The sequence below is a fragment of the uncultured Hyphomicrobium sp. genome (assembly GCF_902826555.1).
Lineage (GTDB): Bacteria > Pseudomonadota > Alphaproteobacteria > Rhizobiales > Hyphomicrobiaceae > Hyphomicrobium_C.
Window position 1 is genome coordinate 34,921 of the sequence record NZ_CADEFI010000013.1, and the last position, 15,220, is coordinate 50,140.

Sequence of the window (15,220 nt, forward strand, 5' to 3'; positions counted from 1 at the left end):
TCGTGTCGATATTTGGCGGATTTATCGTCATGAGAGGCCGGACATGTCGATTTCGTCGACATGAGCCGTGTCATGTGTCGACGGCCACCGCCGGAAACGGTGCGAAATCGTTGCTGTCGTTCATGAGCAGATCGAAAAACCGGACATTGATGAAGAGCTTGTCCCGTCCCTCCTTTTCCTCCCGGAGAACCCCTGCCGCGATCAGCTGATTGAGGTGCCCGGCCGCCGTCTTGCGCGTCCCGAGCCCGGCACCGACCAGGTCGCCGATGCGCACGTAGGGCTGGACGAAGAGGAGTTCGACGAGCTCGCGTTTATAGACTTTCGGCACGGCCGCGTGGACGTACCGGACGGTATCCGCCATCAGATGTTTGATCGCCCAGATCTTGCTCCGCGTCCAAGCCGCCATCTCTTCGACCGCGTTCAGCATATAAAGGATCCAGGGCTCCCAGGCTTCCTCGGTCGTCACCTCGAGCAGCAGCCGATAGTACTCGCTCCTCCGGTCGTTGATGAAGCGGCTGAGATAGAGGATGGGGAGATCGAGCAGCTCCTTCTCGATCAGGAAGAGGATGTTGAGCACGCGTCCCGTGCGCCCGTTGCCGTCCGGAAAGGGGTGAATGGCCTCGAATTGGTAGTGAGCGACGGCCATTTTGACGAGCGGATCGAGGTCGGATTCGCTGTGCACGAAGCGCTCCCAGTCCGTCATCTTTTCGCGCAGCACATCCTCCCCCTCGGGCGGTGTGTAGACGACCCGGCCACTTTGGTTCTTGAGGTTGGTGCCGGACGTGCGGCGAATATCGAGATCGACATCCTTGATTGCGCGACAAACGTCGACGGCGGTATTGGTCGTCAGCGGCCGGCCGCTCTTCAGGCTCTCGTAGCCCCGGAGCAACGCCGTGCGGTAGCGCAGCGTCTCCTTTGTGGCGGAATCCGCCTGGTTGGCATCCGCATTCGCGAACCGGAAGAGCCGGTCGTTTGTGGTGACGATGTTCTCGATCGCCGAGCTATCCTTGGCCTCCCGGAGCGGAATCGAGTTGACCAGCACGTCCTGGTTGGGAATGAGAGCGGCCGCCTCCTTGAGCGCGGCGAGCTTGGCCCTGGCGCTGACGCACGCCTTCAGGATGGATTTGGTTTCAAGATCCACCCGCGGCGGCAGGGTAGGCAGATCGTTATACGGCCGGTTGGGATCGAAGGAAGACATGAGTAAATATTGACAGTTTTTACCCACTAAATCTAGACATGGGTAGTTATTACCCACATGAGTCGGAATATGGGTAATTTTTATTAATTTCTACCCGTATAAGGATCAACATGCGTAACGGCTACCCACATTCGACCTCATATGCGCAAATAATAGCACTTTTTACCCATATCGACCTACACATGCGCACGCCGTGCGCATATCGGCTAAACCGAACACCATGACCAACCCCGCACTCCATTCGCCCCCCGCAGCGCTCGCCGAGATCGAGACCCGCATTGCCGCCGCCGCACGTGAGACGGGCCGCGATCCCGCGTCCGTCCACCTCATCGCCGTCACCAAGACCTTCGGCGCCGAGGACATCCGCCCCGTCCTGGAGGCGGGCCACCGCCTCTTCGGCGAGAACCGCGTGCAGGAGGCCAAGTCGAAATGGCCGGAGCTGCGCACGCTCTATCCCGGCCTCACGCTCCACCTCATCGGCCCCCTCCAGTCCAACAAGGCCCGCGAGGCGGTGGAGCTGTTCGACGCCATTCACACCATCGACCGGCCGAAAATCGCCAAGGCCATCGCCGACGAGCTTGCGCGTCAGGGCAAGCGACTGCAGCTCTTCATCCAGGTGAACACCGGCGAGGAGCCGCAGAAAGCCGGCATCGCCCCCAAGGACACCGCGGATTTCCTCGCCCATTGCCGCACGCTCGGCCTCGAGATCGCAGGCCTCATGTGCATTCCCCCGGTCGAGGAAGACCCAGCCGTCCACTTCGCGTTTCTCGCCAAGCTCGCGGGCGACCTCGGTCTTTCCGAGCTCAGCATGGGCATGAGCAGCGACTTCGAGACCGCGGCCCAGTTCGGCGCCACCTATGTCCGCGTCGGCTCGGCCATTTTCGGCAGCCGCTGAGTCCCGCGCGTCACGCGCGATCCCGCAGCGCGACGCAAATCCCCGCCCATCCAATCGCTTGCCGCGCGCTACCCACAGCTTTTGCACGCTGCGGCCCTCTGGGCGCCACACGCCGCCGAAGCCCCGGTGCTAGCCTTTTCCCAACTGAGTGATTCGCGTTTTGCCAACGCTCCAAGGGAGCCGAAGGGAGACCGGCATGACTGCAGCATCTGCCCTCAAGGTTGCGGACGCAGGGGCCGACGCGGCCGCCGCCGATGCCGCGCGTGACGCACGCGCCGAAGCGCTAAAGGACGCCGCGGAAACGAAGAAGAAGGACACGGGCAAGAAGCCCTCGAAGCCAGCCGCTGACGGCTGGGATCGCTTCGTCGTCGACATCTGGATCACCGACTTCAACTTCACCGAATTCGGCGTCTACAAGCGCACCCGCAATCGCGCCAAGTCCCGTCAGTTCACGACCGACATGGATATCTTCGGCGAGATCATCGAGAACGGCGAGCGCACCGGCCTCTTCGGCTACCGCGAGGATGCTTGGAAGAAGGCCCAGGGCATGGACAAGCGCCTCGTCTTCAAGCTCTTCACTGAGAACTTGAATTGGCGCGCCACCATGGATCTCATGATCGGCCGTTCGCTGCAGCAGACCATCGGCGCGCGCGGCTTGCCGGTCATGACCTATTCGATCAACACCAACGACGACCAGTACATCATCTATCTCGAGCGCTCGGCCAACAAATGGCCGCTGATGCCCGAGCACTTCTCGTTCTTCATCATCGACAGCTCGGGCAAGCCCGAGTTCTACCGGCTGAAGCGCGCCTTCATCAATTTGGGCGGCGACTATTCGCTGATCAACCAGCACGGGGAGACCGTCGGCTACCTTGACGGCAAAATCTTCTCCATCGGCGGCAAATGGAAGTGCAAGATCAAATCCGGCGCCGACAAACGGCTGACGACGGTGGTCAAGCTGTTTGGTGCCATGATGGTCTTCAACGGCGACTGCCGCCGCCATATGCAGCGCCTTTACAAGGGCATGCTGGCCGGCAAGATCAAGCCCGAGATCGATCGCCAGGAAGCCGATCTCTACATGAATCCGCGTCGCGTCCGCTGACGCGCACAGCGGTGCTCGCACATCGGGCAGCACCACGGATCCGATAGCCTAATTATCGATCACAAGAGAGCGCAGCCGTTTACGGTCTGCGCTCTTACTCTTTGGCGCAACGGAACAAAATCACTCGACCGTCACCTGGCACAAATCTTGATCCAAGAGCCCGTCCAATGGGCAAAGGGCGCAAAACGGCGTCACTTTGCATAAAAAACGACCAACACTGGGGGCATAAATGGATCCAAGTCTACAGGGTGCCGACGTCTTCTTTCTGCTTATGGGAGCCATTCTCGTTTTCGCCATGCACGGCGGTTTCGCATTCCTCGAGGTCGGAACCGTACGTCACAAAAGCCAGGTCAACGCCCTCGTCAAAATCCTGGTCGACTTCGCCATCTCGACCATCTGCTACTTCTTCATCGGCTACTGGATCTCCTACGGCGTCACCTTCCTGGCCGACGCAGCGTCCATCTCGGGTGGCGATACGGCCTTCGCCCCCCAAGGCATGGCACTCGTGAAGTTCTTCTTCCTCGCCACCTTCGCGGCGGCCGTTCCCGCCATCGTCTCCGGCGGAATTGCCGAGCGCGCCCGCTTCGGCGCCCAATGCGCGGCCACCGCCCTCGTCGTCGGCCTCTGCTATCCCCTCATTGAGGGCATCGTCTGGAACGGCAACTTCGCCATCCAGCAGACGCTCTTTGCCGATGCGCTCGGCGCCCAGTTCAAGGACTTCGCAGGCTCGATTGTCGTGCACGCCTTCGGCGGCTGGGTTGCGCTCGGCGCCATCCTGCGGCTGGGCCCGCGCCTCGGCCGATACGACCGCGGCAGCTCCATCGGCATCCCGCCCTCGTCGATCCCGTGGCTCGCCATGGGCTCTTGGCTGCTCTGCGTCGGTTGGTTCGGCTTCAACGTCATGAGCGCCCAAAGTCTCAAGGGGATCTCAGGACTGGTGGCTCTGAACTCGCTCATGGCCATGTGCGGCGGCATTCTCGCGGCCCTCGTCGCCGGTCGCAACGACCCCGGCTTCGTGCACAACGGCGCGCTCGCCGGCCTCGTTGCCGTCTGCGCGGGCTCCGACATCATGCATCCGGTGGGTGCTCTCGTGACCGGTGCCGCGGCCGGTGTGATCTTCGTGCAGATGTTCCAGATCTCGTCCAACCGCTGGAAAATCGATGATGTCCTCGGCGTCTGGGCCCTGCATGGCTTGTGCGGGCTCTGGGGCGGCATCGCCTGCGGAATTTTCGGTCAGACCGCCCTCGGTGGTCTCGGCGGCGTTACCCTCTCCTCCCAGCTTGTCGGCAGCGTAGCCGGCGCCATCTTCGGGCTCATTGTCGGTGTCGTCGTCTATTCGATCGTCCATGCCGCCTTCGGACTGCGTCTCACGCCCGAGGAGGAACGGCGCGGCGCCGACCTTTCGATCCATAAAATCGGTGCCAACCCGGAGGAAGACGTGCGCACGGGCCGCGTCTGATCTGGGCATGAAACGCAAAGAAGGCCGGAGCGCCAAGCGTTCCGGCCTTCTCTCTTTCGACCAGCAGATGGACAATCAGTGCAGCACGGCCGCACCCGCATCCGCTGTGACGTCGGGCTTGCCGATCATTGGCCCGTCATTCTTCGCGAGCGTCTCGTCGATCTCCTTGAGCCCGGCGACGAAGGACGAGAGGCGACCCGAGATCTTCTCGATGAAATGCTCGGCGAGCGTCGGATCGTCCGTCATGTGCGCGAGCATTTCCGTACGCGTGATGCGCAATGCCCTGACCGGCGTGCGCGCCACCACGGTCGATGTGCACTCGGTCGCGATCAGCATTGTCATTTCTGAAATGAGGGCACCGGTCGGGATCGCCTCGTTGCCCCCACGCTCAAGCCCCGGCCCCTCCGTGCGCACGGCCTCACCCGAGACCACCAGCACGGCGGCATCGGGCTCGCCATGCGCCGTGACGATCACATCGCCGGGCTTGTAGACGATCCGATCCGCGCGGCGCGCGATTTCCGTCAGCTGCAGGGGCTTGAGCCCCTGGAACAACGGCACGTTGAGAAGAGGTTGAACAAGCGCATCGATAGGCATCTCGATAATCCCCGCAACAGGCACGTCGGAGTGCTACCGGACACGGGCGCGGCGGTCATGGCAGAGCCATGCAAACGCAACATGTCCAACGGGAAGCACGACCGGACAAAGCGGCACACCTTACGCGGTGCCGGAACTCTGCCTGAAAGCTCGGGCGATTCGGCCTATTCGGTCCAGGGCCAGCCTTGGCCTTGTTGATGAAATGAGAACAAGCTGTTCATGACATCAGCTTGTAGCCGCCGGTCTCGGTCACCAGGATCTCGGCATTCGAGGGATCTTTCTCGATTTTCTGCCTGAGACGGTAGATGTGCGTTTCGAGGGTATGCGTCGTCACGCCCGCGTTGTAGCCCCACACCTCGTGCAGGAGCGTCTCGCGCGAAACCACCTTGTCGCCCGTCCGGTAGAGATACTTGAGAATAGCCGTCTCCTTCTCCGTGAGACGCACCTTACCGCCTTTGTCGTCGAGCAGGAGCTTCGAGGCCGGCTTGAACGTGTAGGGCCCGATCGTGAAGACCGCGTCCTCGCTCTGCTCGTGCTGGCGCAGCTGCGCACGGATACGGGCCAGCAGCACGGCGAACTTGAACGGCTTGGTCACGTAGTCGTTGGCGCCCGCGTCGAGGCCGAGAATCTGATCGGCGTCGCTGTCGTTGGCCGTCAGCATGATGATGGGACTTTTGAAGCCCGTTTTGCGCAGCAGCCGCACCGCCTCGCGCCCGTCCATATCGGGAAGCCCGACGTCGAACACGACGAGATCGTGATGGCCGCTCTTCGCCGCCTCGATCCCCTTGCCCGCCGTTCCCGCGACGGAAACATCGAATTCGTCGTGCAGGGCCAGTTGATCCTGCAGGGATCCGCGGAGATCCTCGTCATCGTCGACAAGAAGGATCCTGCGTGCTGCGCTCATGCTCGGCGGCTCCGGATTGGCAAAGTGTTGGGTGCACCCTCTTAGCATCTGCTTTTCGGCTGAGGTAGGGTGCTGAGGGCGGACGGTTATCGGATCCGGACGCGATTGGAAAAGGGGATGCGCCATCACCGTACGTAAAATCGTCGTGAGAAGCACCGGACCGCAAAAGACCGTGGGCCGCCTCTCCTGCGGCAACCTCTTGCTCCGGTGTGCGCTCGGACGCAGCGGAATTCGCTCGCGAAAATGCGAAGGAGACGGCGCCACCCCGCGCGGCACGTTCCGCCTTGAGGGCGCCTACTGGCGCCGGGACGTGCTCGCCCGCCCGAGGACGGCCCTGCCGCTCCGGATCACCAAACCACAGGACGGATGGTGCGACGCAGCGAACGATCGCAACTACAACTGCCCTATCACGCATCCCTATCCGGCGAGTGCGGAACATCTCTGGCGCCGCGACCGCCTCTACGACGTCGTCGTCGTCATCGACTACAACAGGCGGCCCCGCAGACGCGCCTCCGGCAGCGCCATCTTCATGCATGTCGCAAGCGATGGATTGAAGCCGACCGAAGGCTGCGTCGCGCTGAAGCGAAGCGATCTCTTGAAGGTGCTCGCCCGCGTAGGCCGACGCACCCGCATCACCATCATCTAGACGCAAAGAAAGAAAAAGGCCCGGCACACAAAGCGCCGGGCCAAGTTTGGAGCACGTCTAGGGGAGACGCGTGCTCGGGAGAGAATCCGATTGGAACCTGCCGGCCGGAGAACCGGCAGGTTCCTCAAGCGTGCCTTAGTGGTTGTAGGCCCGCTCGCCGTGATCGACGAGGTCGAGACCCTGACGCTCGTAGTCCGTGGTGGGACGCAGACCGATAAGGATATCGACGATCTTGAACAGGATGGCCGAGAGGATACCGGTCCACAGGATGGTGAAGCCGACCGCCTTGGCCTGGATCAACACCTGCGCGGCCATGTCGTAGGAGCCGGCAACGAGTTCGCCAGGCTTCGACGTGTAGTCGGCGAGGCCCGAGCCACCGAGATCCGGGCTCACCAGAATGCCCGTACCGATGGCGCCGATGATGCCGCCGATGCCGTGCACACCGAACACGTCGAGGCTGTCGTCGTAGCGCAGCAGCTTCTTCACGCCGGTGCAGGCAAAGAAGCAAACGAGACCGGCGACGAGACCGAGCACGATCGCACCCATCGGGCCGGAGAAGCCGGCAGCCGGCGTGACCGCGACCAGACCGGCAACGACACCTGAAGCAAGGCCGAGCAGCGTCGGACGCCCCTTGACCAGCCATTCGATGATCATCCACGAGAGGCCGGCCGCAGCGGTAGCGACAAAGGTGTTGATCATGGCGACGAAAGCCGTCGCGCTGACCTCGAGGTTCGAGCCGCAGTTGAAGCCGAACCAGCCGAACCACAGCAGCGCCGCGCCGACCATGGTCAGCGTCAGCGAGTTGGGCGGCATCTGCTCTTTGCCGTAGCCGACGCGCTTGCCGACGATGAGAGCGCCGACCAGACCGGCGATGCCGGCGTTGATGTGCACCACCGTGCCGCCTGCGAAGTCGAGAGCACCCCACTTGAAGAGCAGGCCGGCATCAGCCAGCGTTTCCGAGAGCTTGGGCTCACCCGCCTTCGCGGCTTCTGCGAAAACGTCCGGGCCGCCCCAGTACCAGACCATGTGCGCCATCGGGAAATAGACGAACGTCACCCAGAGCGCAACGAACAGCAGCACGGCCGAGAACTTCATGCGCTCGGCCAGCGAGCCGACGATGAGGGCCGGCGTGATGCAGGCGAACGTCATCTGGAAGGCGACGAAGGCATACTCGGGAATGTAGACACCGTTGGAGAACGTGCCGGCCAGCGTCGTGGCGTCGACGCCCGCAAGGAACATCTTCGAGAAGCCGCCCACGTAGTCGTTGAGCGCGCCGCCGTTGGTGAAGGCCATGCTGTAGCCGTAGGTGACCCAGATGATGGCCACCATGCAGGTGATGGCGAACACCTGCATGAGGATGGAAAGCATGTTCTTCGAACGCACGAGGCCGCCGTAGAACAGGGCCAGGCCCGGAACCGTCATCAACAGCACGACAATCGTCGCCACGAACATGAAGGCCGAATCGCCTTTGTCCGGCGTCGGTGCGGCCTGTGCCAGCGCGGCACTTGCGCTACCGAGCGTAAGGAACGCGGCCGCCCCCAGCGGACCCGCAACGCGCTTCAGTAATTTTAGTGTCATGGTCCCAAACTCCCTCGTGTTGCCCCTTCGGCCGCGCTTGAGCGCCGCCGATTTCCCGAGCCCGTTGCGTCCACCGTCGTTAGAGTGGACGCCATCCTTGGTTGTGCCGGATCGAGCAGCCTACGTGGCGTACTCCGGCGACCAGGAATGAGCTGCGTAGTGTGAGGTGTTCATTGAGCGCCCCTGTGCACGCCACCCGGGAAAGCGTGCACCGCAACGAGGTGTTCAAAACTCGTGCCAACACGCCATCAGGCTGCAACCAGTTGAAACCACTTGGTGATCTTTTCGATCCCATCCGCATCGCAATCCCAACGCGCCCAAAAGCTAGGCATCTTCGGCTGTCACCGCCTCCCCTTGCCCAGATCCTCGCCGCGTCGCGCACGATCTTCAGGCAAGCCAGACCCGCGCATCGTCATCGTCGCGTAAAAAAACCCGGGGCTGAAAACCCCGGGCTGAACAAGAAAGTCCGAAATCGAAAAGGCTCGCCGTCTCCAGGACGGCGAGCCCAAGGCGCCTAGTAGTGGTAAGCGCGTTCGCCGTGATCCGTGATGTCGAGACCCTCGCGCTCGCCGTCGACCACCGGACGCAGGCCGATGGTGAACTTGATGAGCAGGAACAGGATCGCCGAGATGATGCCGGTCCACAGGATGGTGAAGCCCACCGCCTTCGACTGGATCAACACCTGCGTAGCCATGTCGTAGGAGCCGGCAACCAGCTCGCCCGGCTTCGACGTGTAGTCGGCGAGACCCGAACCACCGAGATCCGGGCTCACCAGGATGCCGGTGCCGATGGCGCCGATGATGCCGCCGACGGCGTGCACACCGAACACGTCGAGGCTGTCGTCGTAGCCGAACAGGTTCTTGATGCCCGTGCAGAAGATGAAGCACACGACACCCGCGACCAGTCCGAGCACGATCGAGCCCATGGCACCGGCGAAGCCGGCGGCCGGCGTGACCGCAACCAGACCGGCAACGACACCCGAAGCAAGGCCGAGCAGCGACGGCTTGCCCTTCACGATCCACTCCGCCAGCATCCAGGCCACGCCTGCCGCAGCGGTGGCCACGAACGTGTTGATCATGGCGATCACGGCTGTGACGCTGATCTCGAGGTTCGAGCCGCAGTTGAAGCCGAACCAGCCGAACCACAGCAGCGATGCGCCAACCATGGTCAGCGTCAGCGAGTGCGGTGGCATGGGCTCGGTGCCGTAGCCGACGCGCTTGCCGACAATGAGAGCGCCAACGAGACCGGCGATGCCGGCGTTGATGTGCACCACGGTGCCGCCGGCGAAGTCGAGAGCACCCCACTTGAAGAGGAGACCCGCGTCGGCCAGCACTTCCGAGAGCTTAGGCTCGCCTGCCTTCGCAGCATCGGCGAAGACGTCCGGGCCGCCCCAGTACCAGACCATGTGCGCCATCGGGAAGTAGACGAACGTCACCCAGAGGATCACGAACACCATCACCGCCGAGAACTTCATGCGCTCGGCGACGGCGCCGACGATGAGCGCCGGCGTGATGCAGGCGAACGTCATCTGGAAGGCGACGAACGACAGCTCCGGAATGTAGACCCCGTTCGAGAACGTCGCTGCGAGCGACGACGGCGTAACACCGGCGAGGAACAGTTTCGAGAAGCCGCCCACGTAGTCGTTGAGCGCACCGCCGTTGGTGAAGGCCATGCTGTAGCCGTAGGTGACCCAGATCAGCGCCACCACGCAGACGATCGCAAACACCTGCATGAGGAGCGCAAGCATGTTCTTCGTACGCACCAGGCCGCCGTAGAAGAGAGCGAGGCCGGGGATCGTCATCAAGAGCACGATGGTGGTGGCAACGAACATGAAGCCGGTATCGGCTTTATCCGGCGTTGGGGGCGCCGCGGCAGCGGCGTCCTGGGCGAAGGCCATGGCCTCCGGTAGAAGCGTGAGCGCTGCAGCGCCGCCAAGCGCGCTCGCGATCCGCGAAAATCGTCCAAAGCTCATTTCCAAAACTCCCTCGTGTTGACCGTTGTGCCGCATGTTCTCAGAGCGCCGCATCGTCCGATTCACCCGTGCGGATGCGCAGCGTGTGCTCGATCGAGGAGACGAAGATCTTTCCGTCGCCGATCTGGCCGGTCTTTGCGGCCTTCACGATCGCTTCGACGGCCTTGTCCACGAGGGCCCCGGAAACGACGACTTCAATCTTGATCTTGGGAAGGAAACTCACGGCGTACTCCGCGCCGCGATAGACCTCGGTATGGCCCTTCTGACGCCCGTAACCTTTCACTTCGGTCACGGTCATGCCCTGGAGGCCGATATCGGTCAGGTTCGACCGCACCTCCTCGAGCTTGAAGGGTTTGATGATGGCAGTGATGAGCTTCATGGAGAGCACCCCTTGATTTTCGTCCCGCGCACGTTTGAAGGCGCGAGACAGGCCTCCGACATGCCGCCGGCGAACGGCCGGCAACAATCGACGGAGGGAGAGTCAAGAGCTGTGCCAAGTTTGCGGAGATTATGTAGGGGGTTGAATCCCCTGGGAATTCGAAAATCGACGGCCACAAATTAGCCATCACTGCCGCCCTCGCGTGCGTAATTTTTAAGCACCAAGCGGGTTTTGCCAGTCAATTGATCACGAAAAAGCCTCCCGAAGGCGAAACGCCCTCGGGAGGCATCGGTGAAAAACACCCAGAGAACGGGCTGGCGGTATGTCTCCGCCAGCCGAAGCCTTACTGTACGACTTCGCCGTGCTGGTTGATGTCGAGGCCTTCGAGCTCCTCGGCTTCCGAGACGCGCAGCCCCATCACGATCTTGATCACGATGAGGATCACGAACGTCGCCACCGCGCACCAGACGACGGTTGCGAGCACGCCGTAGACCTGGGTCCAGACCTGCGCGACGTTGCCCTCGATGGCTCCGGCCGTGCCGCCGATCGCCTCGCGGGCGAAAACGCCCGTGAGCACCGCGCCGACGATGCCGCCGACTCCGTGGACACCCCACACGTCGAGGCTGTCGTCGTAGCCGAGCGCGCGCTTCACGCCGGTTGCGAAGATGTAGCAGACCACGCCGGCAACGAGGCCGATGATCAGGGCGCCCGTGGCGTCGACGAAGCCGGCAGCCGGCGTGATGGCAACCAGACCGGCGATGGCGCCGGAGGTCGCACCGAGCACCGTCGGCTTGCGATGCACGATCCACTCCACCACGAGCCAGCCGATAACGGCGGCGGCGGTGCAGACCTGCGTGACGAGCGCGGCGTTGGCGGCCGAGGCGTTAGCGGCGGCAGCCGAGCCGGCGTTGAAGCCGAACCAGCCCACCCACAGCAGCGAGGCGCCGATCAGCGTCAGCACGAGGTTGTGCGGAGCAAGATTTTCTGTGCCGTAGCCCTTGCGCTTGCCGAGAACGATCGCGGCAACGAGGCCTGCAACACCGGCGTTGATGTGCACCACGGTGCCGCCGGCGAAATCGAGCACGCCGTCCTTGCTGAGGAAGCCGCCGCCCCACACCCAGTGGCAAACCGGCGCGTATACGATGAGGCTCCACAGGACCAGGAACACGATCAGGCTCGAGAACTTCATCCGCTCGACAACCGAGCCGACGATGAGCGCCGGCGTGATGGCGAAGAAGGTCATCTGGAAGACGACGAACAGCGTCTCGGGGATTGTCCCGGAGAGTGCGTCTTTCGTCACGCCAGCTAGCAGGATTTTATCCAAGCCGCCGATGTAAGGCTGCAGCTCACCGCCATCGGTGAAGGCCAGCGAGTAGCCGATCAGCATCCAGACCACCGAAAGCACGGCGACCGACACGAACACCATCGCCGTGGTGTTGAGCACGTTCTTCTTGCGCACCATGCCGCCGTAGAAAAGGGCGAGACCCGGGATGCTCATCATGAGCACGATAACCGTCGAGACGAGCAGCCACGCGGTATCGCCCGAGTCGGCCGTAGGTGTAGGCTCGGGCGCCGCGGCAGCGGCGTCCTGGGCGAAGGCCATGGCCTCCGGTAGAAGCGTGAGCGCTGCAGCGCCGCCAAGCGCGCTCGCGATCCGCGAAAATCGTCCAAAGCTCATTTCCAAAACTCCCTCGTGTTGACCGTTGTGCCGCATGTTCTCAGAGCGCCGCATCGTCCGATTCACCCGTGCGGATGCGCAGCGTGTGCTCGATCGAGGAGACGAAGATCTTTCCGTCGCCGATCTGGCCGGTCTTTGCGGCCTTCACGATCGCTTCGACGGCCTTGTCCACGAGGGCCCCGGAAACGACGACTTCAATCTTGATCTTGGGAAGGAAACTCACGGCGTACTCCGCGCCGCGATAGACCTCGGTATGGCCCTTCTGACGCCCGTAACCTTTCACTTCGGTCACGGTCATGCCCTGGAGGCCGATATCGGTCAGGTTCGACCGCACCTCCTCGAGCTTGAAGGGTTTGATGATGGCAGTGATGAGCTTCATGGAGAGCACCCCCCCTGTTTGGTCCCACGCTTGAGCATCAGCGCAAGACGGCCTCGGACAGGGCACCGGTGAAAAGCCGGCACCAATGCCGGAAGGGATACTCAAGTCACGTGCCAACTCGATTTGGCACTTAAAGTGTTGAATTAATTGAATATAACGTCGCAACTTTCCCGACGTCAAAGCCCGTAGGGACGCGCTCAATAAATAGGCAGACCTTACCAATTGCTGTCTATTTGATCAGGTAGGCCGTCTGCCGCTTTCGGATCAGGCCTTCCTGGGCCGTCGAGGCGACCAACCGGCCGTCGCGCGTGAAAAAACTGCCCCGGCAGAAGCCACGCGCCCCCGAAGCGCTCGGACTGTCCTGGGCATAGAGGAGCCACTCGTCGGCACGGAAAGGACGGTGCAGCCACAGGGCGTGATCGAGGCTGGCAAGCTGAATATCGCGATCGAACAGCAGCTTGCCGTGTGCGATCAGCGCCGTGTCCAAGAGCGTGAAGTCGGACGCATAGGCGAGCACGCACTGATGCAGGCGCGGATCGTCCGGCAGCCGGCCGTTGGCCCTGAGCCAGATGTTCTGCGCCGGCGGGTGCGGATCGCGGCTCAAATAGCGTGAAACATCGACTGGCCTGAGCTCGATCGGGTTCTCGCGCTGCCAATAGCTGCGCATGCTCTCCGGCAGCGCATCGATCAGTTCCGCAACCCGCTCCGCCGCCGAAGGCAAAGCCTCCGGCGGAGGCACCTCCGGCATGACCGCCGCATGCTCGAACCCGTCCTCGTCCTTCTGGAAGGAAACGCTCATGGCGAAGATGGCGCGTCCGTGCTGGATCGCCTTCACACGGCGCGTGGTGAAGCTCCCGCCATCGCGGATTCGCTCCACCTCGTAGAGGATGGGGTGGGCCGGATCGCCCGCCAGCAGAAAATAGCCATGCAGCGAATGGGCCGCCCTCGGCTCCTCGACCGTTCGCCCTGCGGCCACCAACGCCTGCCCAAGCACCTGCCCGCCATAGACCCGCTGCCAGCCGTTCTGCGGGCTGATCCCCCGGAAAAGGTTGACCTCGAGCCGTTCGAGATCGAGCACCTCGAGAAGTCCTGCGAGCGCTTGGCAAGACGGCTCTGAGGCTGCGGACATGGAGTCTCCCCGGCAAAAATGCTAACGAAACGGTGCGAAAACGATGGGCTGCGCCGCCAAATGGGTCAAGGCTTCCATCTGTAGCAGCCGAGCATGCTTGGCCACGACCGGAGCCCTCGATTGCCAATGACCGATACGCCCAGCACCCAGCGCTTCGACATCGTCATCTCGGGAGCGAGCTTCGCCGGCCTCGCGTTCGCCCGCGCCATGCTGTCGGCGTTCGGCAGCGACATCCGCCTGGCTCTCGTCGATCGGGCACCCTTGAAGGCGCCCTCCGGACCCGACGCCCGTGCCTTCGCCCTCTCGGCCGGCACGCGGCGCATGCTGGAGACGCTCGACATCTGGCAGGCGATCGCCAAGGACGCCGCGCCCGTGACCGGGATCGAGATCACGGACTCGAGCCTCGCTGCCGGTGTCCGCCCGGTGCTGCTCAAATACGACAACCTCGTCGAAGATGATGCCGCCCCCGCGAGCTACATTGTGCCCGCCCCCGCCCTCGCACGCGTGCTCTACGAGAGCGTAGCCCGCGATCCCGGCCTTACCGTCATCGCACCCGCCGAGATCGACCGCTTCTCCGATGCCGGAAATCATGTGTCCATCACCTTGCGCGATGGAAGCGAGCTCGCGTCGTCGCTCCTGGTCGGCGCCGAGGGACGCCGCTCCGCTTCGCGCGATGGCGCCGGGATCAAGACCGTCGGCTGGCGCTACGGCCAGACCGCCATCGTCACCACCATCGCCCACGACCACCCGAACGATGGACGCGCTATCCAGCACTTCCTGCCCGCAGGCCCCTTCGCGATCCTGCCGCTGCCGGGCAACCGCTCCTGCCTCACCTGGACCGAGGAGGCCGACGAAGCGACCCGCATTCTGGCGCTCGACGACGCTGGCTTCCTCGCCGAGGTCGAAACGCGCGTCGCCGGCCGCCTCGGAACGCTGGAGATCGCCGGTCCGCGCCAATCCTGGCCGCTCGAAATGCATCTGGCGCGCGCTTACGTGGCGCCGCGCTTCGCCCTTGTCGGCGATGCGGCCCACGGCGTGCACCCGATTGCCGGCCAGGGCGTCAATCTCGCCTTTCGCGACGTCGCCGCCTTGAGCGAGATCGTGGCCGACAGCCTCCGCCTCGGTCTCGACCCCGGCAGCATGGAAAGCCTCGGCCGCTATGAGAAATGGCGCCGTTTCGACGGCTTCGTTTCCGCCGCGGCCTTCGACGGTCTGAACAAGCTCTTCTCGAACGACTCAACGCTTCTCCGCGCCGCACGCGATTTCGGACTCGGATTGGTCGACCGCATGCCGGGCCTGAAGCGCCG

14 protein-coding genes are annotated in these 15,220 nt (G+C 63.2%); 5 read left to right on the forward strand and 9 right to left on the reverse strand.

Translation table 11 applies throughout. The features are described from left to right. Positions 1-70: 70 nt before the first annotated feature. Positions 71-1,198 (reverse strand): protein adenylyltransferase Fic, encoded by a 1,128-nt coding sequence (fic, locus tag QZV93_RS07855; RefSeq protein ID WP_295557386.1) that lies wholly within the window; start codon positions 1,196-1,198, stop codon positions 71-73. 220 nt (positions 1,199-1,418) lie between these two features. On the opposite strand from fic, the gene QZV93_RS07860 reads away from it, so the two are divergent. The 3 genes from QZV93_RS07860 to QZV93_RS07870 all read left to right on the forward strand — a co-directional run bounded on the left by QZV93_RS07860 (position 1,419) and on the right by QZV93_RS07870 (position 4,654). Next, complete coding sequence (locus QZV93_RS07860; RefSeq protein WP_295557387.1) at positions 1,419-2,093, forward strand: YggS family pyridoxal phosphate-dependent enzyme; 675 nt, start codon at positions 1,419-1,421, stop codon at positions 2,091-2,093. A 196-nt stretch (positions 2,094-2,289) separates the two neighbouring features. After that, the gene (locus QZV93_RS07865) at positions 2,290-3,195 is read left to right on the forward strand and encodes a hypothetical protein (protein ID WP_295557388.1); all 906 of its coding nucleotides are present in this window, start codon (positions 2,290-2,292) and stop codon (positions 3,193-3,195) included. 229 nt (positions 3,196-3,424) lie between these two features. Beyond that, a complete protein-coding gene (locus QZV93_RS07870) occupies positions 3,425-4,654 on the forward strand; it encodes an ammonium transporter (protein WP_295557390.1) in 1,230 nt (409 codons plus the stop codon). A 75-nt stretch (positions 4,655-4,729) separates the two neighbouring features. On the opposite strand, the gene QZV93_RS07875 is transcribed toward QZV93_RS07870, so the two are convergent. Then, positions 4,730-5,248, reverse strand: a complete 519-nt coding sequence (locus QZV93_RS07875; protein WP_295557391.1) for a cyclic nucleotide-binding domain-containing protein — start codon at positions 5,246-5,248, stop codon at positions 4,730-4,732. Between the two features lie 217 nt (positions 5,249-5,465). Further along, positions 5,466-6,152, reverse strand: a complete 687-nt coding sequence (locus QZV93_RS07880; protein WP_295557393.1) for a response regulator transcription factor — start codon at positions 6,150-6,152, stop codon at positions 5,466-5,468. Between the two features lie 145 nt (positions 6,153-6,297). On the opposite strand from QZV93_RS07880, the gene QZV93_RS07885 reads away from it, so the two are divergent. Beyond that, positions 6,298-6,798 carry a L,D-transpeptidase family protein gene (locus tag QZV93_RS07885; protein WP_295557395.1) on the forward strand — a complete coding sequence of 167 codons (501 nt, stop codon included), beginning with the start codon at positions 6,298-6,300 and terminating at the stop codon, positions 6,796-6,798. 135 nt (positions 6,799-6,933) lie between these two features. Here QZV93_RS07885 and QZV93_RS07890 read toward each other — a convergent pair whose 3' ends face one another. From QZV93_RS07890 to tesB, 6 genes are all read right to left on the reverse strand, one after another. After that, entirely contained in the window at positions 6,934-8,376 is a 1,443-nt protein-coding gene (locus tag QZV93_RS07890) for an ammonium transporter (RefSeq protein ID WP_295557397.1), read from the reverse strand. A gap of 514 nt (positions 8,377-8,890) precedes the next feature. Then, the gene (locus QZV93_RS07895) at positions 8,891-10,273 is read right to left on the reverse strand and encodes an ammonium transporter (RefSeq protein ID WP_295557462.1); all 1,383 of its coding nucleotides are present in this window, start codon (positions 10,271-10,273) and stop codon (positions 8,891-8,893) included. A gap of 115 nt (positions 10,274-10,388) precedes the next feature. Then, the gene (locus QZV93_RS07900) at positions 10,389-10,727 is read right to left on the reverse strand and encodes a P-II family nitrogen regulator (RefSeq protein WP_291180668.1); all 339 of its coding nucleotides are present in this window, start codon (positions 10,725-10,727) and stop codon (positions 10,389-10,391) included. A gap of 343 nt (positions 10,728-11,070) precedes the next feature. Continuing rightward, entirely contained in the window at positions 11,071-12,330 is a 1,260-nt protein-coding gene (locus QZV93_RS07905) for an ammonium transporter (RefSeq protein ID WP_295557463.1), read from the reverse strand. Positions 12,331-12,445: 115 nt separating this feature from the next. After that, on the reverse strand, positions 12,446-12,784 hold the full coding sequence (locus QZV93_RS07910; protein WP_291180668.1) for a P-II family nitrogen regulator: 339 nt from the start codon (positions 12,782-12,784) through the stop codon (positions 12,446-12,448). A 229-nt stretch (positions 12,785-13,013) separates the two neighbouring features. Next, positions 13,014-13,913, reverse strand: a complete 900-nt coding sequence (gene tesB, locus QZV93_RS07915; RefSeq protein ID WP_295557398.1) for an acyl-CoA thioesterase II — start codon at positions 13,911-13,913, stop codon at positions 13,014-13,016. 126 nt (positions 13,914-14,039) lie between these two features. On the opposite strand from tesB, the gene QZV93_RS07920 reads away from it, so the two are divergent. After that, positions 14,040-15,220 (forward strand): FAD-dependent monooxygenase (locus QZV93_RS07920; RefSeq protein WP_295557400.1); only part of this gene is annotated, 1,181 nt, incomplete at its 3' end.